A 21,208-nucleotide genomic window follows, 5' to 3' on the forward strand; every position below is an offset into this window, starting at 1 on the left:
TGTGTGGGTTATTGAGCCCAACGCAATTGCGTCGGCAGCGGTGAAACAGGTTCAGGTTCCGGCGGCGTGCCGGGCAAAGACAGCACACGGTTGAGCACTTCGGCTTCCAGCGCGGCCAGGCGGTGCGAGCCGCGGGCCCGTGGGCGTGGCAGGTCGACGATGAGGTCGAGGCCGATTTCGCCGTCTTCGATCAGGATTACGCGGTCGGCAATCGCCACCGCTTCGCTGACGTCGTGGGTCACCAGCAACACGGTGAAACCGTGCTTGCGCCAGAGGTTTTCGATCAGTTGCTGCATCTCGATACGGGTCAGGGCATCCAGCGCGCCCAACGGCTCATCGAGCAACAGCAGGCGCGGTTGGTGGATCAAGGCGCGGGCCAGGGCCACGCGTTGCTTCTGCCCACCGGACAGCGCCGCCGGCCACTCATTGGCCCGCTCGGCCAGGCCGACCGCTTCCAGGGCTTCCAGGGCTTTAGGCCGCCAGTTGCCTTTAAGGCCCAGGCCGACGTTGTCGATGATCTTTTTCCACGGCAGCAGGCGCGCCTCCTGGAACATCAACCGCGTGTCGGCGATTGCCTCGGCCAGCGGCGCGGAACCGGCCAGCAGCTCACCGCCGCTGGCTTTGTCCAGGCCGGCCAGCAGGCGCAGCAAGGTACTCTTACCGCAACCGCTGCGCCCGACCACCGCCACGAACTGGCCGGCAGGAATGTGCAGGTCGATGTCCTTGAGCACTTCGCGCGCGCCAAAGGCCTTGCGCAATTTGCGGACCGCCAGGGGAATGCCCTTGAGCAGGCGCGGGGGTTGTTGAGCTGTCATGCCGCACCTCCTTTGTTGCCTTGATAAGCCGGATGCCAGCGCAGCCACACGCGTTCCAGACCGCGCGCCGCCAGGTCGGCGAGCTTGCCGAGGATGGCGTACATCACGATGGCCAGCACCACCACGTCGGTTTGCAGGAATTCACGCGCGTTCATCGCCAGGTAACCGATGCCCGAGCTGGCGGAGATGGTTTCCGCCACGATCAGCGTCAGCCACATGAAGCCCAGCGCAAACCGCACGCCCACCAGGATCGACGGCAGCGCGCCCGGCAGGATCACTTGCCAGAACAGGCTGAAGCCGGACAAGCCATAACTGCGCGACATTTCCACCAGCGCCGGGTCGACGTTGCGGATGCCGTGGTAGGTATTCAGGTAAATCGGGAACAGCGTGCCGAGCGCGACCAGGAAAACCTTCGCCGTCTCGTCGATGCCGAACCACAGGATCACCAGGGGAATCAGCGCCAGGTGCGGCACGTTGCGGATCATCTGCACCGAGCTGTCCAACAAGCGTTCGCCCCATGTCGACAGGCCGGTGATAAAACCCAAGGCCAGGCCGATGCTGCCGCCGATTACAAAACCCAGGCCCGCGCGCCAGCCGCTGATGGCCAGGTGCGTCCAGATCTCACCGCTGGCTATCAGGTTGACGCCCGCTTCAATCACCGCGCTGGGTGCCGGCAGGATGCGTGTCGACAACCAGCCCGCCGACACCGACAACTGCCAAACCGCCAGCAATAGAATCGGCAGGACCCAAGGCGCCACACGATGGCTTAGTTTTTCAACATTCATGGCGCTGCCTCAGCTCTGCGACGCAGCTTTTGGAAGGATATCGTTGGCCACCATTTCACCGAACGGACTCACATACCCGGCGCCCTTTGGCAACTCGGGACGTTCGACATCCAGGTGTGGGAATAGCAGCTCGGCGACCCGATACGACTCTTCCAAGTGTGGATAACCAGAGAAAATAAACGTGTCGATGCCCAACGCCGCGTACTCATTGACCCGAGCCGCTACGGTTGGGCCATCACCTACTAGCGCGGTACCCGCACCGCCGCGTACCAGGCCGACACCGGCCCACAGGTTGGGGCTGACTTCCAGGTTGTCGCGGCTACCGCCATGCAGGGCGGCCATGCGTTGCTGGCCCACCGAGTCAAAGCGCGACAGCGACGCCTGGGCGCGGGCGATGGTCTCATCGTCCACATGGGAAATCAGCTTGTCCGCGGCTTGCCAGGCTTCGGCGTTGGTTTCGCGCACGATCACATGCAGACGAATACCGAAGCGCACCGTGCGCCCAAGCTTCGCGGCCTTGGCCCGCACCTGGGCGATTTTTTCCGCGACGGCGGCCGGTGGCTCGCCCCAGGTCAGCACCATCTCAACCTGTTCGGCGGCCAGGTCCTGGGCCGCTTCGGAGGAACCGCCGAAGTAGAGCGGCGGACGGGGCTGCTGGATCGGCGGGTAGAGCAGCTTGGCGCCTTTGACGCTGATGTGCTCGCCATCATAGTCAACGGTTTCGCCTTCGAGCACACGGCGCCAGATGCGGGTGAACTCCACCGAGGCCTGGTAGCGCTCTTCATGGTTGAGGAACAAACCGTCGCCGGCCAGCTCTTCCGGATCGCCGCCGGTGACCAGGTTGAACAACGCACGGCCACCGGACAACCGGTCCAGGGTCGCGGCCTGGCGCGCGGCCACCGTCGGGGAAATGATGCCGGGGCGCAGCGCGACGAGGAATTTCAAACGCTGGGTCACCGGGATCAGCGACGCAGCCACCAGCCACGAGTCTTCGCAGGAGCGCCCGGTGGGGATCAGCACCCCGCCGAAGCCCAGGCGGTCGGCGGCCTGGGCCACTTGCTGCAGGTAACCGTGATCGACGGCGCGAGCGCCTTCGGCGGTGCCGAGGTAATGGCCGTCGCCGTGGGTAGGCAGGAACCAGAAAATATTGAGGCTCATGGAGTTGTCTCCTGAAAAAGTCGGATTACGGCGCTTTAGCCACGGCGGCGGCGGGCGGTGTCCAGATCACGTCCTTGATGCTCAAGGGCTTGGGGATCAATTTGAGTTGGTAGAAGGTGTCGGCGATTTTCTGCTGGGCGGCCACCACTTCCGGAGTCAGGAACACCGCACCGAAGCCTTGGCGCTTCATTGAGGTCAAGGTGACATCGGCGGGCAGCCCCAGCAGCGGCGCTACCTGCGCGGTGACTTGTTCGGGGTTGGCCTTGGCCCATTCGCCCACGGCGCGCACTTCTTCCACCAGCGCCGCGATGATTTCAGGGTGCTGCTCTGCATAGGGCTTGGTTGCCAGGTAGAACTGATGGTTATCGGCGATGCCGGTGCCATCGCGCAGGGTGCGCGCCTGCAGTTGTTTCTCGGCGGCAGCCTGGTACGGGTCCCAGATGACCCAGGCGTCGACGCTGCCACGCTCGAACGCGGCACGCGCATCGGCGGGCGGCAGGAACACGGTGTGCACGTCGGTGTACTTGAGGCCGGCGTCTTCCAGCGCACGCACCAGCAGGTAGTGCACGTTGGAGCCTTTGTTGAGCACGACTTTCTTGCCCTTGAGCTCGGCCACGGACTTGATGGGCGAATCCTTGGGCACCAGGATCGCCTCGCTGGTGGGCGCGGGTGGCTCGTAGGCGACGTAGAGCAGGTCGGCACCGGCCGCCTGGGCGAAGACCGGCGGCGTTTCGCCGGTCACGCCAAAGTCGATGGAGCCGACGTTCAGGCCTTCAAGCAATTGCGGGCCGCCAGGAAACTCGGTCCATTGCACATTCACGCCCTGGGCGGCCAGGCGTTTTTCCAGGGTGCCCTTGGCCTTGAGCAGCACCAGCGTGCCGTACTTTTGATAACCGATACGCAGGGTCTCGGCCGCTTGAGCTTGAACAATGACGCCGAAGGACACAGCCGCAGCAAACAGTGCGACCAGACCACGACGCAAGATGACAGTGCGCATGGCGCTCTCTCCAAAAATGCGATGAGGGTTTTGGCTGCACCTGCTTGGCCGTTGGCGGCTGAGTAAGGTGAGGGTTTTCCAGGTTTCGGGGTAAGGCTTAAATGCTCCAGCGAGCAGTCAATAAACGGTCATTCAACACATTCGGGTCCAGCGGTTGCGGGCGGCGGGCCATGGCGCTGTAGAGCGTTTCCAATGCCTCGTGCAAACGCTGTTCGAGCACCGGGACCAACTGCGCCTGGACGCTGCCTTCGCTATAGGCGATCTGGCTGTCTTCGGCAAAAATACCGTGGAGCAACTCCTGGGCTTTCAGCGCCGACAGCACCGGCTTCAAGGCGTAGTCCACCGCCAGCATGTGGGCGATGCTGCCGCCGGTCGCCATCGGCAACACGATCTTGTGGGCCAGGGCGCGTTCGGGCAGCAGGTCGAGCACGGTCTTCAGTGCGCCGGAAAACGAGGCCTTGTACACCGGCGTGGCGATCACCAGGCCATCGGCGTTCGCCACCTGTTGCAGCAGGTCGACGACTTTGGGGCTGTCGAAGCGCGCGTGCAGCAGGTCTTCAGCCGGAAAGTCGCGTATCTGGTAACTCACCACCTCTACGCCTTTGTCTTGCAACCACTGACGGGTTTTTTCCAGCAGCACCCCGGAGCGGGAACGCTGGCTGGGACTGCCTCCAAGTGTTACGACCAACATGCAGGAATTCCTTGAGCGGGTGTCGGCGGTTCGCTGTGTGGCGATGGCGCCAAGATGGAACAGACCATATCAGCAGATTTATATATCTATAAATCTTATTTTTTCATTTGGTTATTCTTTAAATGCATATAAGTTCTGTGAATCTTCGGGCGAAAAAAAAGGCCGTCGAAACGGCCTGAAAACCCCTGCTATGTGATCCGGTTTCAATTCAAATGCTTTGGTGCATGTACCGGCGCTATCGCGGGCAAGCCCGGCTCCCACAGGGGAATGCGGTCACCTGTGGGAGCCGGGCTTGCCCGCGATGGCGATCTGAGCCTCAACGATTAGGTTGGGGGGTGAGGCGCAGGTACGGCTTCACGGCGCGATACCCCTTCGGAAAGCGTCGCTTGATCTCTTCCTCGTCCTTGAGCGACGGCACGATCACCACTTCATCGCCGTCCTGCCAGTTGGCGGGGGTGGCGACCTTGTGGTTGTCGGTCAGCTGCAACGAATCGATCACCCGCAGGATCTCGTGGAAGTTGCGGCCCGTGCTGGCCGGATAGGTGATGGTCAGGCGGATCTTCTTGTTCGGGTCGATCACGAACAGGGAGCGTACGGTGAGGGTGTCACTGGCGTTCGGGTGGATCAGGTCGTACAGGTCGGACACCTTGCGGTCGGCGTCTGCCAGGATCGGGAAGTTGACCACGGTATGCTGGGTTTCATTGATGTCTTCGATCCACTTGTGGTGCGAGTCCACCGGGTCGACTGACAGCGCGATGGCCTTGACGCCACGCTTGGCGAACTCGTCCTTGAGCTTGGCGGTAAAGCCAAGCTCAGTGGTGCACACCGGGGTGAAGTCCGCCGGGTGGGAAAACAACACACCCCAGCTATCGCCCAGCCATTCGTGGAAACGAATCTTGCCGGCGCTGGAATCCTGTTCGAAGTCGGGGGCGATATCGCCCAGTCTTAGGCTCATGGTGTGGCTCCTGATGAGTGCTTATGGAGCCCACTGTGCATGCAACGGGGATTATTTAAAAAGAATAAATATCGATTTATCTAGACGATAAAGGAATATTAAAGATCTGTTCATTGGACGCAGGCAAAGGCGCGGCGCACCATCGGCTTCAAGGTTTGAGAAGGCCTTGATACGTTGTACAGAGGGGTTCAGGAAGGGCTTGCGGGGGTTTAGCCCGACTTGAAGGCAAGACACCTTGCCCGGTGTTGCACCGGGCAAGGTTTTATACAGTTACAACCGCTTCACGCTACTAGAACAGTGGCAGCGAGTAGCTGACGATCAGACGGTTTTCGTCCTGGGAACGGGTGTTCGCCAAGTCGGTACGCCACATTGCGTTTTTCCAGGCGACGCCGAGGTTTTTCAGCGGGCCTTCTGGAATCACGTAGGCAACGGTGATGTCGCGTTCCCACTCGGATTGGCCGGTGATTTCGGTGCGCGTAGGGTTCGCGCCGACAGTGTCGATGTCGGTACCTTTGAGGTAGACAACACCGGCGGTCAGGCCAGGAACGCCAACCTTGGCGAAATCATAAGCGTAGCGAGCCTGCCAGGTACGCTCGCCTGCACGGGCGAACTTCTGGATCTGCATGTCGGTAGTGATGTAAGCCGACGAGCCATCGCCTTGGTTCAGAAATGGGAAGTCGCTGCTACCGTTGCTGACCTGATAACCACCACCGAAGGTGTGACCGGCGACGGTGTACAGGAACAAACCGCTGTACAGGTTGTTGTCGACCTTACCTTTACCGTTGTTGAAACCATTGTAGTTACCGTTGGTGTAGTAAGCAGAATCGTGACCGTTAGCACCGTCATCGGAGCTGTTGAAGTAACGCAGGTCAGACTTCAAAACGCCTGGGCCGATCGACCAGTTGTGGGTCAAACCGAGGAAGTGTTGCTTGTAGAAATCTTCCAAGTTGCCGTAGTAGTACTGGGCGGTCAGGTCCTTCGTGAGTTTGTAATCACCACCGGCGTAGTAGAACTTGTTGCTGTCACGCCAAGTGACACCACGGGTGTTGGCACCGGCGAGCGACAACTGATCGCTATCAGTGGAATTACGACCCTTGGCCTTTTCGATTTGACCAGCAACCAGGGTCAAATCCTTGATGTCGCTGGTAGTGATCTGGCCACCTTGGAAGGTCTGCGGCAGCAGACGACCATCGTTGGTCACGATAACTGGCAACTTAGGCTGCAGGGTGCCCAGCTTCAGTTCTGTTTGGGAGATCTTGACCTTGCCGGTCACGCCCAGGCTGGCGTAATCGTGGACAGCCTTGTTGCCATCGCTTGGAAACACAGTACCGCCAGACGCGGTGCCGTTGTAGTTACCGTGCTCAGCACGGCTCGAATCCAAACGCACGCCGTACAGGCCGATCGCATCAACGCCGAACTGAACGGTACCTTGGGTGTAGCCCGAGATGAAACGCAGGTCGAAGCCTTGGCCCCATTCAGCATTTTTGCTACGCGTATTAGAGGCGCTACCAGTAGCAGGTGCATGCCCATCACGGTTATCCGTGTTGATGTAGAAGTTACGCAGACCCAGAGTGGCCTTACTGTCTTCGATAAAACCGGCAGCGCCTGCTTGCTGGGCGATTGCGCCCAAAGCTACAGCCAAAGCCAAGGTGGACTTATTCATGTACCGCTCCTCTCGTTTCTAATTTTTGTATTTCTTTGGTCTCGGGTCTGACGCCCTCGATCCACAGATGCGCGATTAGCACGGATAGTGACCACCAAGTCAATCGTAACCTTGTGTGTCTACTACCTTCGTCTAACTGCAGTTGATTTGGTCCCTGCAGGGTAATGAGTTTTTCATACACCCAAAAAGAATTGTTTCTTTCTTTTTCATACCCTTTAGGAATAAGGATTTCCATGACGCAAGTCAGTCAGCCTAGACGAACCACGCCAAAAGCTAATTCCTAAAAGGTATTTTTTATTTTTTGAGTCGCCCAGTGTGGCGGTGCTGCGTACATCACCCAAGGTCCGGAAGGCGACGCATCATCGCGAAACACATATCCTCCCGTCAATTTGTTACAGTTTTTATGTCACTAATAGTTTCTTTTGGTGTCAAAGCCGTCCAGTTCAGCAGCGGCCAGCCGAATCCCCTCTCGCCCTGCCCATCGTATCGGCCTGGATCAATAGTTCTAAAGCATGGGTGGGAAGCCTTGGGCCGAAAATCGCGGAATAAATGCGATTCCCTGTGGGAGCTGGCTTGCCTGCGATGCAGACGCCTCGGTTTTTCAGTTCGACCGAGGTGACGCTATCGCAGGCAAGCCAGCTCCCACACAGGCCAGGCCTGGGCCCTTAGAGGGCCTTTTCGAAAATCTTCGAATTACGCTGGTAGTTGTACAGCGACGCCCGCGCCGATGGCAGACGATCCACACTGCTCGGCTCAAACCCACGCTCACGGAACCAGTGGGCGGTGCGGGTGGTGAGCACGAACAAGGTCTTCAAACCCTGCGCCCGGGCACGGGTCTGGATACGTTCGAGCAACGCATCGCCACGTGCGCCGTGCCGGTATTCCGGGTTCACCGCCAGGCACGCCAGCTCACCCGCGTCCGAATCCGCGATCTGATACAGCGCCGCACACGCGATGATCATGCCTTCGCGCTCCACCACGCTGAATTGCTCAATCTCACGCTCCAGCACCTCTCGCGAGCGGCGCACCAGGATGCCCTGCTCTTCCAGCGGGCTGATCAGGTCGAGCAAACCGCCCACGTCCTCGATCGCCGCTTCGCGCACCATTTCGAATTGTTCCTGGGCCACCAGCGTGCCGCCGCCGTCACGGGTAAACAGCTCGGTGAGCAAGGCGCCGTCTTCGGCGTAGCTGACGATATGACTGCGCCCTACTCCACCGCGGCAAGCCTGCGCGGCGGCGTCGAGCAATTCGGCCTGATAGTTGCTGCCCAAGCGTTGCAGGTGTGCCGGCACTTGTTGCGGGCGCAGTTCGCGCACCAAGCGACCGTTTTCGTCGATCAGGCCAAGATCAGCGCCGAACAGCAGCAATTTGTCGGCGCCAAGGTCGATGGCGGCGCGCGTGGCGACGTCTTCGCAGGCCAGGTTGAAGATCTCACCCGTGGGCGAGTAGCCCAGCGGTGACAGCAAAACGATGGAACGCTCGTCCAGCAGGCGGTTGATGCCCTTACGGTCTACCCGGCGCACTTCGCCGGTGTGGTGGTAGTCCACTCCGTCCAATACGCCGATGGGCCGTGCGGTCACGAAGTTGCCGCTGGTCACGCGCAGGCGCGAACCCTGCATCGGCGACGAGGCCATGTCCATCGACAGGCGCGCCTCAATGGCGATACGCAGGTGGCCGACCGCGTCGATCACACACTCCAGCGTCGCCGCATCGGTGATGCGCATGCCTTCGTGGTAAGTCGGAGTGAGGTCGCGCGCCTCGAGGCGCACTTCGATTTGCGGGCGCGAACCGTGCACCAGCACCAGCCGCACGCCGAGGCTGTGGAGCAGCACCAGGTCGTGGACGATATTGCCGAAGTTGGGGTGTTCCACACCGTCGCCGGGCAGCATGACGACAAAGGTGCAGTCGCGGTGGGCGTTGATGTAAGGGGACGCGTGACGAAGCCAATTAACGTAGTCGGGCATAGAACCTGGGCCTGTAATAAAAAGCAGCCGAAAAAGGATGAATCGTGAAAGCGCACGGCGGGCTGATGGTTATCGTCGGAACAGGCTTGGCGACACGCTCACTCTCCTTATGTACGAATGGGCAGGGGTTAATTTATGCGGGTTTCAGGCAGTAATGTTCGATCAGTTCCCGCAATAGACGCACTGTAGGCGTCAAGCGTGACATTTCGAGGTACTCGCCCGGCTGGTGCGCGCAGGCAATGTCGCCAGGCCCGAGAACCAGGGTTTCACACCCAAGGCGCTGAAGATAAGGCGCTTCGGTGCCGAACGCTACTGCTTCGGCACGATGGCCGGTCAAACGTTCCGCCACCCGCACCAGCTCGGCATCTTCAGCCTGCTCGAACGGTGGCACTTCGGGGAACAACGGCGCGTAATCAATCTTGACCTGATGGCGCTCGGCCAAGGGCACGAGCTTCTGCCGGATGGCCGCGCGCAGCGCCTCGGGGTCCATGCCCGGCAGGGGGCGCAGGTCGAACTCCAGGGAGCACTGGCCACAGATGCGGTTGGGATTGTCACCGCCATGGATGCAGCCGAAATTCAGGGTCGGCTGCGGCACGCTGAATTGCGGGTTGCGGTACTCGCGCTGCCAGGCCAGACGCAGGCCGCGCAGTTCGCCAATGGCGTCGTGCATGGCTTCAAGGGCGCTGTGACCCAGACGCGGGTCTGACGAATGGCCACTCTGGCCGAGGATGTCGATGCGCTCCATCATGACGCCTTTGTGCAGGCGAATCGGCTTGAGCCCGGTCGGCTCGCCAATCACGGCAGCGCGGCCCAACGGGCGCCCAGCGTCGGCCAACGCACGGGCGCCGGCCATGGAGCTTTCTTCATCACAGGTCGCGAGAATCAGCAGCGGCTGCTTGAACGGCTGGTCCAGCAGCGGCAGCACGGCTTCAATGACCAATGCGAAAAAACCCTTCATGTCGCAGCTGCCCAGTCCTACCCAGCGGCCGTCGACTTCCGTCAGCTTGAGCGGATCGGTCTTCCACAGTGCGGCGTCGTAGGGGACGGTATCGCTATGGCCCGCCAGCACCAGCCCACCGGGCCCGCTGCCGAAACTGGCGAGCAAGTTGAACTTGCCGGGGCTGACCTGCTGGATGTCGATGGCGAACCCCAGGTCCCCCAACCAACCGGCGAGCAAGTCGATGACGGGGCGGTTGCTCTGGTCGAGAGACGCTTGGGTGCAACTGACCGACGGCGCGGCAATCAGTGCGGCGAACTGCTCTTGCATAGACGGTAACGGCATGCGCGGTCTCCCTGGTTCCCGGATGAAGCCCACTATAGAACCATCTGCACGCCACAATAAACCGTTGCGGCGCGTTGCCGGGCTCAGTCCTGTACACTGCACGACCTTGGCAGCCACACTTTTCCCCGGCTGCGCTCCCGATCCTGGATTTTCCGGCCATGCATAAAGAAACCGAAATAAAGCTGCGCGTCAGCCGCGAAACACTCGCCGCGCTGCGTGAGCACCCGCTACTGAAAAAACGCAACAAAAGTGGCTGGGAACGCCGTGAGTTGATGAACCAATATTTCGACACCCCCGAGCGCGACCTGGCCCAGGCCAAAGTCGCCCTGCGCCTGCGCAAGGACGGTGACGATATCATCCAGACCCTCAAGACCCGCGGCCAGAGCGTTGCCGGTTTGTCGGAACGTAACGAATACAACTGGGAACTGCCCAAAGCCAAGCTCGATGTGAAGAAACTCGACGGCGAATGCTGGCCCGAGCAACTGGCCGAGCTGGACAAAAAGACCCTCAAGCCGATCTTCACCACCGATTTTGTGCGTGAACGCGCCGAAATCGCCTGGGGCCGTGGCAAGGCCAAGGTCGTGATCGAAGCCGCCCTGGACCTGGGCCACGTGGTGGTCGGCAAGCAGAAAGAAGAAATCTGCGAGCTGGAACTGGAGCTGCGCGAAGGCGAGCCGGCTGCTCTGCTGGAACTGGCCGCCGAACTGGCCGCGACCCTGGCACTGATGCCATGTGACATCAGCAAGGCCGAGCGCGGCTATCGCCTGTACGACGCCGATAGCTACTCGCTGAGCCTGCCGGCGCCGCAGATCCACGCCGAGATGCCGCTGGACGACGCCTTCGCTGCGATCATGTGGCACCTGCTGGGCAGCAGCCAGCGCCTGGCCGAGCAATACCGTTTCAATGGCCACTGGCGCCTGCTGCAAGACTGGGTCGACACCCTCGGCGAACTGCGCGCCCTGATAGGCAGCCTCGGCCAGGCGGCACCGCGCCAATCCACCAGCGAACTGCGCAGCGCCCTCGATGCCCTGCTGGAAGACTGGCGCCCACTGGTACAAGCCGGTGACGATGACGAAGACATTCGCAAAGCCGCGCCGGAACAGTTCGTCGAAGAGCTGGATGATGTGCGCTGGGGCCTGTTCTCGCTGAACGCGTCGCGCTGGCTGCTGGCCCGTGCCTGGACCGCCGAGCGCACTGTGCGCGGCAACCGCCAGGGCGCCGCACAAATCACCAACTGGCTGCCGCGCCTGCTGGCCGACGATGCTGTCGCCCTGCAATTGCCGCGCTACCAGCAACAGCCCGAAGACCTGGCCGAGCAACTGCCGCGCATCGAACGCATCCAGGCATGGCTGCACCATGCGCGTCAGGTGGTCGACATTCCGGAACTGGACCGCCTCTACGGCGAACTGAACAAGTTGGCGCTCCTGGCCAACCAGCCGATCACCGATGAGGCGCTGGATGCGCGGATGCACCAGGCGATTGCGGTGTATCAGAATCGTGCCTGGAAGACCTTGCTGCGCCTGTAATCCAAAGGGCACCTCGATCAACGTGTGGGAGCGGGCTTGCTCGCGAAAGTGTCGTGTCAGTCGGGACATCTGTGACGGATAGACCGCTTTCGCGAGCAAGCCCGCTCCCACAGGGTCCGCGCAATACTGGCAAACAGTGGTGGCAATCGTTCGGTAAAAACCTGCAATACACGCTGGGAGGAGGATATTCAGGGGTTGGCTAGTCTGGGATTTACGCCCACTGCCACCCAGGAACACCTTAAATGCCCGCTGATCAACGCTTGGAACTGCATCAACTGCTACCGGCCCTGGTCGACGGGAAACTCATCACCCCCGAGCTCGCGCAGCGCTTGTCGGCGCTGCCGGCCAGCAATACCCAGCACCCCCTGGAACGCATCGCCGCCCTTGGGCCCGACCTGGAAACCCTGACCGAATGGCTTGCCCGGCATGCCGGGCAACCCTACCTGCGTATCGACCCATTGAAGATCGACGTCGCGACGGTGGTGCCGTTGATGTCCCACGCATTCGCCCAACGCCACGCCATCCTGGCGGTGGCGGTGGATGCGCAGACCGTCACCGTCGCCAGCGCCCAGCCCTACATCACCTGTTGGGAGGCCGGGTTGGCGCAGGTGCTCAAGCGTTCGATCAAGCGCGTAGTCGCCAACCCCCAGGACATAACACGCTGTATCGGCGAGTTTTACCGACTGGCGAAGTGCGTCAGCGGCGCCGATCAAAAGGGCGCGGCGCCTGGCAATGTCGAATTGCTCAACCTCGGCGCCAGCGACCAGGAGCCGGATGCCAACGACGCGCATATCGTCAATATCGTCGACTGGCTGTTGCAATACGCCTTCGCCCAGCGCGCCAGTGATATCCACATTGAGCCGTGCCGAGAACAGGGCCGTGTGCGCTTTCGCATCGACGGGCTGCTGCATGACGTCTATCAGTTTCCACCCCAGGTCACGATGGCTGTGGTGAGCCGCCTGAAAAGCCTGGGCCGCATGAATGTCGCGGAGAAACGCAGGCCCCAGGATGGCCGGGTCAAGACCAAAAGCCCGGCAGGGGTGGAAGTCGAGCTGCGCCTTTGCACGCTGCCCACCGCATTTGGCGAAAAACTGGTGATGCGGATTTTCGATCCACAGGTGCTGCTCAAGGGCTTTGATCAGTTGGGCCTGTCCGTTGATGACCAACACCGCTGGCACGCCATGACGGGCCAGGCCAACGGCATCATCCTGGTCACCGGCCCGACCGGCTCCGGCAAGACCAGCACGCTCTATACCACGCTCAGGCAACTGGCGACCCGGGAGGTCAACCTGTGCACGGTGGAAGACCCGATCGAGATGGTCGAGCCGGCATTCAACCAGATGCAGGTGCAGCACAACATCGACCTGACCTTTGCCAGCGGCATCCGCGCCCTGCTGCGCCAGGATCCGGACATCATCATGATCGGCGAGATCCGCGACCAGGAGACCGCCGAAATGGCGATCCAGGCCGCATTGACCGGGCACCTGGTGCTGTCGACCCTGCACACCAACGATGCCCCCAGCGCCATCAGCCGCCTGCAGGAGCTGGGCATTGCTCATTATTTGATCAAAGCCACGTTACTGGGCGTCATGGCGCAGCGGTTGGTGCGGGTGCTGTGCCCGCACTGCAAGCGCGCACGGGGTGAGGCCCACGAGGCTGTCGGGTGCGTTGAATGTCGAAACAGTGGTTATCGGGGACGGGCCGGCGTTTACGAAATCATGGTATTGAACGAAGCACTCAAAGCGCTGATCACGCCCGGCGCCGACGTGCAGGCCCTGCGCCAGGCCGCGGTGGCGCAAGGCATGTGCAGCCTGCGCATGGCCGGCCTGCAAAAAGTCGAAGCGGGGCTGACCACGATGGCGGAAGTGCTGCGGGTGACCCCAGGGGATTCAGTAACAAATCCTTTGTTTGTTACACGGTGAAAACGTTCTTATCGGTGGCAACGCCGTTACAATCGGCCGAACGTCGTTTTACTGACATCTCCAGATAGGGAATCGCTATGCAGATCGGAACCGTACTGCTTCTTTTCGTGGGTTTGGCTATCGCCATTCTCTTCATGGGTTTCAAGGTCGTCCCACAGGGTTACCAGTGGACGGTCGAGCGCTTCGGGCGCTACACCAATACCCTCAAGCCTGGCCTGAACATCATCATTCCGGTCATGGACCGCATCGGTCGCAAGATCAACGTGATGGAAAGCGTGCTGGATATCCCGCCCCAGGAAGTCATCACCGCCGACAACGCCACCGTGCAAATCGATGCCGTGTGCTTCTTCCAGGTGGTCAATACCGCCCAGGCCGCCTACGAGGTCAACAACCTCGAGCACGCCATCCGCAACCTGCTGCAAACCAATATCCGTACCGTGCTCGGCTCCATGGAACTGGACGCCATGCTCAGCCAACGCGACGGTATCAACGAAAAGCTGCTGAGGACCGTGGACGAAGCCACCGCGCCTTGGGGCATCAAGATCACCCGTATCGAAATCAAGGACATCAGCCCGCCCGCCGACTTGATGGCCGCCATGTCGGGCCAGATGAAAGCCGAGCGGATCAAGCGTGCCCAGATCCTGGAGGCCGAGGGCCTGCGGGCGTCGGCGATCCTGACCGCTGAAGGCAAGAAACAAGCACAGATTCTCGAGGCCGAAGGTGGGCGCCAAGCGGCGTTCCTGGAGTCTGAAGCCCGCGAGCGTCAGGCTGAAGCCGAGGCTCGAGCGACCCAAGTCGTTTCCGAAGCGATCGCCACCGGAAACGTGCAGGCCATAAACTACTTCGTCGCGCAAAAATACATCGACGCCCTGGGCAAGCTGGCATCGGCCAACAACAGCAAGGTCATCCTGATGCCGCTGGAGGCCAGCCAGGTGATCGGTGCGGTCGGCGGTATCGGCGAGATCGTCAAGGCTACGTTCGACAACAAGAAAGGCTGAGGCCAGCGCCATGTGGGATTTCCTGCAGCATCTGTCGTTTTGGGATTGGCTCGCGCTGGGCACGGTACTGCTGATACTGGAAGTGTTCGGCGCCGGTGGGTACCTGTTGTGGATGGGTATCGCAGCGGCGGCCGTGGGGGTGATCAAGTTTCTGGTGCCGCCCCTGGGGCTGGAGTGGCAACTGCTGTTGTTTGCCGTGTTGTCGATTGTCACGGCGGTGTACTGGTGGAGGCGCCAGCGCAGCAGCGCCAAGGCCAGTGACCAGCCGGGGCTGAACGAGCGTGGCTCGGAGCTTATCGGCCGCACGTTCGTGGTGCATCAGGCGATCGTTGACGGCCGGGGCAAGGTAAAGGTTGGCGATGGCGTATGGATGGTGGCCGGCCCGGACAGCCCTGTAGGGGCTCAAGTACGGGTGGTTAGCCAGGAAGGCGTGGTGTTAAAGGTTGTAACTGTTTAGTCAGTGATGGAACTCGCCTGGGCTATCTACAATCATAAAGTACAGATAACCCACCCGGAGTCACCCATCATGCGTCTCAAATATGCTGTCGCAACCCTCGCTGTGCTTTCCCTCCCTGTCGGCTCAGCCATGGCCGACAGTTTCTGGCGCAATGTCATCTCGTCGGGCGCCACCACCGGCTCGACGTACCTGACCTTCAAGGACCACAAGCTGGTGGTCGCCGCACAAGACGACGCCGGCAGCTTTGTCGCCAGCGACGGCGGCATCCGTGGCCCATACCTTGAAGCTGCCATGCAGAAAGTCCGCGCCGACAACCCTGGCCTGCAGGCCACGGACATGGAACTGGCCAACGCCATCCTGGCGAAAAACGCAGTCACCGAATAACACTCGCTCCAGAAAAATGCCGCTTTTTAAAGCGGCATTTTTTTGTCTTCAGTTCGTACAATCTTCGCCGCAAAGTACTACGTCAGCCCTTGAATTTTCCCAACTGAATGCAGAAAAATCCTGTCGAGCCTCATCTTGCCAGGCAACACGCTAAGGGTTCCTTTCAAACAAAGCGAACCACAGCTCATGCGAAAAATTGCCTACGTGCTGCTGCTCCCTGCATTCGCGACTTTCCACGCCCAGGCAGAAAACTGGTACGGCTCAGCTAAATTCAACAACGCTCGCCAGAACCTTTCCAGTTCGCTGCTGACTAGCCCCCGAGTGACTGGAAGGGTGGACGCCCCGGACAGCAGCAAGTCCTTCGTGGCCTCTTTCGCGGCAGGCTATGCCTTTGACGACGGCTGGCGCCTTGAGGGGGAATACACGATGCCGAACAATTCGACCTTCAAATCCTATTGGGCTCCCTTCAACGCCAATGTCAACAGCCTGCATGTGCACAGCCAACGTTTGATGCTCAACGGCTATAAAGACATCCCGATCACCTCATGGTTGTCGTTTTACGCTATGGCCGGGGTGGGCGTCGCACGGATTGAAGCCGAAGGCTATCAAACCAATGAGGCCCGTCGTTTTGCCAGCAACCGCCAGCATCACCTCGCCTATAGCGTAGGCATGGGGCTGGAAGCCAAGGTCAGCCAACAACTCAGTCTGGGGGCTGGCTATCGCTACATCGACATGGGTGATGTAGAGACCGGCTACAACACCTTCGCAAACCGGGTAAATGCGCGGGATGAGCAGTTAAAAGGCAAGCTCAAGGAACAGAATGTGTTTCTGGAAGCGCGCTTTTCCTTCTGAAACACAGAGCGCAATGCCGCTGTATAGCGGCATTTTTTTGCCCGAACGGTGACGATTCATTCACAGGCGACAGGCTATATTCAGTCACGCCGTGCAACCATGCCGGCAGTGATACCTCGTTCACTTATCGCCCACCCGAAATGGATGCTTCCGTCGTCATGAGCCAACAGCCCTTCCTGCCGTTTTCCAAACCCACCATCGATGAAGCGACCATCTCGGCGGTTGGCGATGTGTTGCGCTCGGGCTGGATCACCAGCGGGCCGAAAGTGCAGGCCTTCGAGGCACAATTGTCGCAATACTTTGGCGGCAGGCCGGTGCGCACGTTCAATTCGGGCACCTGCACCATGGAGATTGCCTTGCGCATTGCCGGTATCGGGCCGGGTGATGAAGTCATCACCACGCCGATCTCCTGGGTTGCCACGGCCAATGTGATCCTTGAAGTGGGCGCCACGCCGGTGTTTGCCGATATAGACCCGGTCACCCGCAATATCGACCTGGCCCAGCTGGAAGCGGCGATTACGCCGCGCACCAAGGCGATCATCCCGGTGTACCTGGCCGGCCTGCCCGTGGATATGCCGATGCTGTATGCGCTGGCCAACAAGTACAACCTGCGCATCATCGAGGACGCCGCCCAGGCGCTGGGCTCCAGCTGGGATGGCGAGCGGATCGGCGCCACTGGGGATTTTGTGTCGTTCAGCTTCCAGGCCAACAAGAACATCACCTCCTCCGAGGGCGGTTGCCTGGTATTGAACAATGCCGAAGAAGCCCGGCTGGCAGAAAAGTACCGCTTGCAGGGGGTTACCCGCACAGGCTTCGACGGCCTGGACGTGGATGTGCTGGGTGGCAAGTTCAACATGACCGACATCGCCGCAGCCATCGGCCTGGGGCAATTCGCCCATATCGAGAAGATCACCGCTCACCGCCGGAACCTGGCGCAGCATTATTTCAAATGCTTTGGCCATGACTTTGAAGAAAAGTACGCTGCACAGCTGCCGCCGGCCGACTTCGAAAACAGCAACTGGCACCTGTTCCAACTGGTGCTGCCGGAGCGTCAGGACGGTCTGCCGGCTCGTGCTACGTTCATGGAGCAAATGCAGGCTCATGGCGTAGGCATTGGCTATCACTACCCGCCGATTCACCTGCTCAGCCTTTATCGGGCGCAGGGTTTCAAGGAAGGCATGTTCCCGGTGGCGGAGAAGGTCGGGCGCTTGATCGTGTCGTTGCCGATGTTTACGGCGATGACAGAGGCGGATGTGGAGCGATCGGTGACGGCAGTAAAAGCGGTATTGAAAGCGAACTGAAAAAATCTGGCTCGCCACAAACAAATGTGGGAGCTGGCTTGCCTGCGATGCAGACACCTCGGAGTATCAGTGATACCCAGGTGATGCTATCGCAGGCAAGCCAGCTCCCACAGTTGTTTGTGCTGACGTTTTATTCGCCGATGGCAGCTTTGTAGCCCGCGGCATCCAGCAGTTTGTCCAGATCAGCCGCGTTGCTTGGCTTGAGCTTGAAGATCCACGCACCGTAAGGATCGGAATTCAGCAACTCAGGGCTACCACTGAGCTCCTCGTTGACGGCAATCACTTCGCCTGCAACCGGCGCGTAGATATCCGATGCCGCTTTCACCGACTCGACCACGCCAGCCTGGCCCTGAGCCTCGAACGTGGCGCCGACTTCGGCCAGCTCAACAAATACCACATCACCCAAGGCTTCCTGGGCATGGTCGGAGATCCCGACGGTCACGGTGCCGTCAGCTTCCAGGCGGGCCCATTCGTGGCTTTCGGCAAAACGCAGGTCGGCAGGGATATCGCTCATAGTCTGTGTCCTCAAGAAAAAGTGTCAGCGGCCATTGGCCTGCCGGAAAGGTTAGATCAAGGTTTTTCCATGGCGCACGAAGGTCGGTTTGACCACTCGAACCGGGTACCACTTGCCGCGGATTTCCACTTCGGCCCGATCGGCGGTTGCCGTCGGTACACGCGCCAGGGCGATGGATTTGCTCAGCGTAGGAGAGAAACTACCACTGGTGATCTCCCCTTCGCCAATATTGGCGATACGAACCACTTGGTGAGCGCGTAAAACCCCGCGTTCTTCCAGCACCAGCCCGACCAGTTTGAATTGCACACCCGCCGTTTTTTCCGCTTCCAGCGCAGCGCGCCCAATGAAATCACGTTCGGCAGGCTCCCAGGCGATGCTCCAGGCCATGTTTGAAGCCAAGGGCGAAACCTCTTGGTGGATATCCTGGCCGTACAGGTTCATACCCGCTTCCAGGCGCAAGGTATCGCGGGCGCCGAGGCCGATGGGGGAAATACCGGCGCCCACCAGGTCGTTGAAAAACCCCGGCGCCTGGTCGGCCGGCAAGACAATCTCCAGGCCATCTTCGCCGGTGTAACCCGTGCGCGCGATAAACCAATCGCCATCAGCCTGGCCTTCGAAGGGTTTGAGCTGATGAATCAGCGTGCCTCGGGACTGGGTGACCAGCTCGGCGATCTTCTGCCGGGCATGGGGACCTTGAATGGCCAACATGGCCAACTCGGACCGTTCCTGCAGTTGCACCTGGTAGGTGCCCAATTGCGCATGCATCCAGGCCATGTCCTGGTCGCGGGTGGCGGCATTGACCACCAGGCGATAAGCGGCCTCGGTGCGGTAGACGATCATGTCGTCCACTACGCCGCCCTTTTCATTGAGCATTGCGCTGTACAGCGCACGGCCGCAGTCTTGCAGGCGCTCGACATCATTGGCCAGCAGGCGCTGTAGCCATTCCTTGGCCTGGGGGCCGGTGACATCGATCACGGTCATATGGGATACATCAAACACCCCGCAGTCGCGTCGCACCTGATGGTGCTCTTCAACTTGCGAGCCGTAGTGCAGAGGCATATCCCAACCGCCAAAATCGACCATTTTCGCGCCGAGGGCGAGATGCAGGTCATACAGAGGCGTACGCTGTCCCATGGGTTTCTCCTTCCGGGCGTGGCGAAGGTGCGCAGCATGCCGTTCGTGCCAAACGCCTGAATAACAAGGCCCGCAGCTACGCCCAGCGACTCGATCCGAACGACGGACCGCACCGAATGCCGCGCATTGTAGCCGCAAGCCGTAGGACTGGCACCTAACCGATTGGCCTGGCGGAGCGTCGGATCAGCCCGACCACCGGCAACAGGCCCACCAACACCAGGGTCAACGCCGGCAAGGAAGCCCGTGCCCACTCGCCTTCGCTGGTCATTTCAAAGATCCGCACCGCCAGCGTGTCCCACCCGAACGGGCGCATCAGCAAGGTGGCCGGCATTTCCTTGAGCACATCGACAAACACCAGCAGTGCTGCGCTCAAGGTCCCAGGCAGCAGCAACGGCAGATACACTTTGCAAAACAGTCGCGGACCGCTTACGCCGAGACTGCGCGCAGCTTCCGGCAAGGACGGACGAATGCGCGCCAGGCTGTTTTCCAATGGCCCATAGGCCACCGCCAGGAAACGCACCAGGTACGCCAGCACCAACGCCGACAGGCTGCCCAGCAGCAAGGGCTTGCCCGCACCGCCGAGCCAGCCGGACAGCGGCACGACCAGTTCACGGTCCAGGTAGCTGAAGGCCAGCATGATTGACACGGCGAGCACCGAGCCCGGCAAGGCGTAACCCACGTTAGCCAGGCTGATGCCGGAGCGGATCGCGCGTGTCGGCGCCAGGCGGTTGGCGAAGGCCAGTACCAGCGCGACGCTGACGGTGATCAAGGCTGCGATGCCGCCGAGGTACAGGGTGTGGATGATCAGGCCGCAATAACGCTCATCCAGATCGAAGCGGCCGCGCTGCCAGAACCAGGCAATCAGTTGCAGCACCGGAATGACGAAGGCACAGGCGAATACCAACCCACACCAACTGCTGGCCGCTGCCGCCTTGAACCCGCGCAGGTGGTACAGCGCTGTGCCACGCGGCCGCTCGTTGCTCGGTCGGCTGGCGCCCCGGGCGCGTCGCTCGCCATACAACACCAGCATCACCACCAGTAGCAGCAAGCTGGCCAACTGGGCTGCGCTGGACAGACTGAAGAAGCCGTACCAGGTTTTGTAAATGGCGGTGGTAAAGGTATCGAAGTTGAACACCGAGACCGCACCAAAATCCGCCAAGGTCTCCATCAATGCCAAGGCCACCCCGGCCCCAATCGCCGGCCGCGCCATGGGCAGGGCCACGTGCCAGAACGCCCGCCATGGCGATTGTCCCAGCACCCGTGCCGCTTCCATCAAGCCTTTGCCCTGGGCCAGGAACGCCGTGCGCGCCAATAGATAAACATAGGGATAGAACACCAACACCAACACGATGATCACGCCGCTGGTGGAACGCACCCGGGGCAGCCTCAAGCCGGTGCCGAACCATTCACGCAACAAGGTCTGTACGGGCCCTGCGAAGTCCAGCAGGCCGACAAACACAAACGCCAGCACGTAGGCTGGAATCGCGAACGGCAACATCAACGCCCAGTCCAGCCAGCGCCGGCCGGGAAATTCGCAAAGGCTGGTCAGCCAGGCCAGGCTGACGCCCAATAAGGTCACACCGGCACCGACGCCCAACATCAGGGTCAGGGTATTGCCCAGCAGGCGCGGCATCTGGGTTTCCCACAGGTGGGACCAGATTTGCACGTCGATGGTTTGCCAGGACAGCAACAGCACGCTCAGCGGCAGCAGCACCAAGGCAGCGACGGTGAAGACCGGCAGGTACCAGCGGCGTTGGGCGGGGTGGGCCAAGGAAAAGCTCTCAGAAAAATAAGGATTTTGAAGCCATCG

The 21,208-nt window shown here is 60.6% G+C and carries 19 protein-coding genes; 7 read left to right on the plus strand and 12 right to left on the minus strand.

Annotated features, from left to right (window positions below):
* Positions 1 to 8: 8 nt before the first annotated feature.
* The 9 genes from ssuB to argE all read right to left on the minus strand — a co-directional run bounded on the left by ssuB (position 9) and on the right by argE (position 10,310).
* Positions 9 to 815: an aliphatic sulfonates ABC transporter ATP-binding protein gene (gene ssuB, locus BLL36_RS13570; protein WP_076951943.1), complete on the minus strand. Its 807-nt coding sequence runs from the start codon at positions 813 to 815 to the stop codon at positions 9 to 11.
* Positions 812 to 1,600: an aliphatic sulfonate ABC transporter permease SsuC gene (ssuC, locus tag BLL36_RS13575; protein ID WP_076951944.1), complete on the minus strand. Its 789-nt coding sequence runs from the start codon at positions 1,598 to 1,600 to the stop codon at positions 812 to 814. The genes ssuB and ssuC overlap by 4 nt, the downstream gene beginning before the upstream one ends.
* A 9-nt stretch (positions 1,601 to 1,609) precedes the next feature.
* Complete coding sequence (gene ssuD, locus BLL36_RS13580; RefSeq protein ID WP_076951945.1) at positions 1,610 to 2,758, minus strand: FMNH2-dependent alkanesulfonate monooxygenase; 1,149 nt, start codon at positions 2,756 to 2,758, stop codon at positions 1,610 to 1,612.
* Between the two features lie 25 nt (positions 2,759 to 2,783).
* A complete protein-coding gene (locus BLL36_RS13585) occupies positions 2,784 to 3,755 on the minus strand; it encodes a sulfonate ABC transporter substrate-binding protein (RefSeq protein ID WP_076951946.1) in 972 nt (323 codons plus the stop codon).
* A gap of 97 nt (positions 3,756 to 3,852) precedes the next feature.
* Positions 3,853 to 4,446, minus strand: coding sequence for an NADPH-dependent FMN reductase (gene ssuE / locus BLL36_RS13590; protein ID WP_076951947.1), 594 nt, complete (start codon positions 4,444 to 4,446; stop codon positions 3,853 to 3,855).
* Between the two features lie 316 nt (positions 4,447 to 4,762).
* Positions 4,763 to 5,401 (minus strand): peroxiredoxin, encoded by a 639-nt coding sequence (locus tag BLL36_RS13595; RefSeq protein WP_076951948.1) that lies wholly within the window; start codon positions 5,399 to 5,401, stop codon positions 4,763 to 4,765.
* A 289-nt stretch (positions 5,402 to 5,690) separates the two neighbouring features.
* Complete coding sequence (locus BLL36_RS13600) at positions 5,691 to 7,064, minus strand: OprD family porin (protein ID WP_076951949.1); 1,374 nt, start codon at positions 7,062 to 7,064, stop codon at positions 5,691 to 5,693.
* Positions 7,065 to 7,729: 665 nt separating this feature from the next.
* Positions 7,730 to 9,028, minus strand: coding sequence for an amino-acid N-acetyltransferase (gene argA / locus BLL36_RS13605; protein WP_076951950.1), 1,299 nt, complete (start codon positions 9,026 to 9,028; stop codon positions 7,730 to 7,732).
* A gap of 133 nt (positions 9,029 to 9,161) precedes the next feature.
* Complete coding sequence (gene argE / locus BLL36_RS13610) at positions 9,162 to 10,310, minus strand: acetylornithine deacetylase (protein ID WP_076951951.1); 1,149 nt, start codon at positions 10,308 to 10,310, stop codon at positions 9,162 to 9,164.
* A gap of 158 nt (positions 10,311 to 10,468) precedes the next feature.
* On the opposite strand from argE, the gene BLL36_RS13615 reads away from it, so the two are divergent.
* The 7 genes from BLL36_RS13615 (at position 10,469) to BLL36_RS13645 (ending at position 17,750) form a co-directional block, all read left to right on the plus strand.
* Positions 10,469 to 11,836 carry a CYTH domain-containing protein gene (locus BLL36_RS13615; RefSeq protein ID WP_076951952.1) on the plus strand — a complete coding sequence of 456 codons (1,368 nt, stop codon included), beginning with the start codon at positions 10,469 to 10,471 and terminating at the stop codon, positions 11,834 to 11,836.
* Between the two features lie 242 nt (positions 11,837 to 12,078).
* A complete protein-coding gene (locus BLL36_RS13620) occupies positions 12,079 to 13,758 on the plus strand; it encodes a GspE/PulE family protein (RefSeq protein WP_076951953.1) in 1,680 nt (559 codons plus the stop codon).
* A gap of 77 nt (positions 13,759 to 13,835) precedes the next feature.
* On the plus strand, positions 13,836 to 14,756 hold the full coding sequence (locus BLL36_RS13625; protein WP_046381704.1) for an SPFH domain-containing protein: 921 nt from the start codon (positions 13,836 to 13,838) through the stop codon (positions 14,754 to 14,756).
* 10 nt (positions 14,757 to 14,766) lie between these two features.
* Positions 14,767 to 15,213, plus strand: coding sequence for an NfeD family protein (locus tag BLL36_RS13630; RefSeq protein ID WP_076951954.1), 447 nt, complete (start codon positions 14,767 to 14,769; stop codon positions 15,211 to 15,213).
* 69 nt (positions 15,214 to 15,282) lie between these two features.
* Entirely contained in the window at positions 15,283 to 15,597 is a 315-nt protein-coding gene (locus tag BLL36_RS13635) for a DUF2388 domain-containing protein (RefSeq protein ID WP_003176799.1), read from the plus strand.
* Between the two features lie 186 nt (positions 15,598 to 15,783).
* Complete coding sequence (locus tag BLL36_RS13640) at positions 15,784 to 16,449, plus strand: outer membrane protein (protein ID WP_076951955.1); 666 nt, start codon at positions 15,784 to 15,786, stop codon at positions 16,447 to 16,449.
* A 158-nt stretch (positions 16,450 to 16,607) separates the two neighbouring features.
* Positions 16,608 to 17,750: a DegT/DnrJ/EryC1/StrS family aminotransferase gene (locus BLL36_RS13645; protein ID WP_076951956.1), complete on the plus strand. Its 1,143-nt coding sequence runs from the start codon at positions 16,608 to 16,610 to the stop codon at positions 17,748 to 17,750.
* A 130-nt stretch (positions 17,751 to 17,880) separates the two neighbouring features.
* Here BLL36_RS13645 and gcvH read toward each other — a convergent pair whose 3' ends face one another.
* The 3 genes from gcvH to BLL36_RS13660 form a co-directional block, all read right to left on the minus strand.
* The gene (gene gcvH, locus BLL36_RS13650) at positions 17,881 to 18,264 is read right to left on the minus strand and encodes a glycine cleavage system protein GcvH (protein WP_076951957.1); all 384 of its coding nucleotides are present in this window, start codon (positions 18,262 to 18,264) and stop codon (positions 17,881 to 17,883) included.
* 51 nt (positions 18,265 to 18,315) lie between these two features.
* Positions 18,316 to 19,398, minus strand: coding sequence for a glycine cleavage system aminomethyltransferase GcvT (gene gcvT, locus BLL36_RS13655; protein ID WP_076951958.1), 1,083 nt, complete (start codon positions 19,396 to 19,398; stop codon positions 18,316 to 18,318).
* 154 nt (positions 19,399 to 19,552) lie between these two features.
* Positions 19,553 to 21,169, minus strand: a complete 1,617-nt coding sequence (locus tag BLL36_RS13660) for an ABC transporter permease (protein ID WP_076951959.1) — start codon at positions 21,167 to 21,169, stop codon at positions 19,553 to 19,555.
* Positions 21,170 to 21,208: the final 39 nt, after the last annotated feature.

The organism is Pseudomonas cedrina subsp. cedrina, from assembly GCF_001983175.1.
Lineage (GTDB): Bacteria > Pseudomonadota > Gammaproteobacteria > Pseudomonadales > Pseudomonadaceae > Aquipseudomonas > Aquipseudomonas cedrina.

Coding starts and splice junctions, on each gene's coding strand:
- BLL36_RS13600 (WP_076951949.1), bottom strand. CDS start 7,064: ATGAATAAGTCCACCTTGGCTTTGGCTGTAGCTTTGGGCGCAATCGCC.
- BLL36_RS13595 (WP_076951948.1), bottom strand. CDS start 5,401: ATGAGCCTAAGACTGGGCGATATCGCCCCCGACTTCGAACAGGATTCC.
- argE (WP_076951951.1), bottom strand. CDS start 10,310: ATGCCGTTACCGTCTATGCAAGAGCAGTTCGCCGCACTGATTGCCGCG.
- ssuC (WP_076951944.1), bottom strand. CDS start 1,600: ATGAATGTTGAAAAACTAAGCCATCGTGTGGCGCCTTGGGTCCTGCCG.
- BLL36_RS13585 (WP_076951946.1), bottom strand. CDS start 3,755: ATGCGCACTGTCATCTTGCGTCGTGGTCTGGTCGCACTGTTTGCTGCG.
- BLL36_RS13635 (WP_003176799.1), top strand. CDS start 15,283: ATGCGTCTCAAATATGCTGTCGCAACCCTCGCTGTGCTTTCCCTCCCT.
- ssuD (WP_076951945.1), bottom strand. CDS start 2,758: ATGAGCCTCAATATTTTCTGGTTCCTGCCTACCCACGGCGACGGCCAT.
- ssuB (WP_076951943.1), bottom strand. CDS start 815: ATGACAGCTCAACAACCCCCGCGCCTGCTCAAGGGCATTCCCCTGGCG.
- argA (WP_076951950.1), bottom strand. CDS start 9,028: ATGCCCGACTACGTTAATTGGCTTCGTCACGCGTCCCCTTACATCAAC.
- BLL36_RS13640 (WP_076951955.1), top strand. CDS start 15,784: ATGCGAAAAATTGCCTACGTGCTGCTGCTCCCTGCATTCGCGACTTTC.
- BLL36_RS13645 (WP_076951956.1), top strand. CDS start 16,608: ATGAGCCAACAGCCCTTCCTGCCGTTTTCCAAACCCACCATCGATGAA.
- BLL36_RS13620 (WP_076951953.1), top strand. CDS start 12,079: ATGCCCGCTGATCAACGCTTGGAACTGCATCAACTGCTACCGGCCCTG.
- BLL36_RS13625 (WP_046381704.1), top strand. CDS start 13,836: ATGCAGATCGGAACCGTACTGCTTCTTTTCGTGGGTTTGGCTATCGCC.
- BLL36_RS13615 (WP_076951952.1), top strand. CDS start 10,469: ATGCATAAAGAAACCGAAATAAAGCTGCGCGTCAGCCGCGAAACACTC.
- ssuE (WP_076951947.1), bottom strand. CDS start 4,446: ATGTTGGTCGTAACACTTGGAGGCAGTCCCAGCCAGCGTTCCCGCTCC.
- gcvT (WP_076951958.1), bottom strand. CDS start 19,398: ATGGGACAGCGTACGCCTCTGTATGACCTGCATCTCGCCCTCGGCGCG.
- gcvH (WP_076951957.1), bottom strand. CDS start 18,264: ATGAGCGATATCCCTGCCGACCTGCGTTTTGCCGAAAGCCACGAATGG.
- BLL36_RS13630 (WP_076951954.1), top strand. CDS start 14,767: ATGTGGGATTTCCTGCAGCATCTGTCGTTTTGGGATTGGCTCGCGCTG.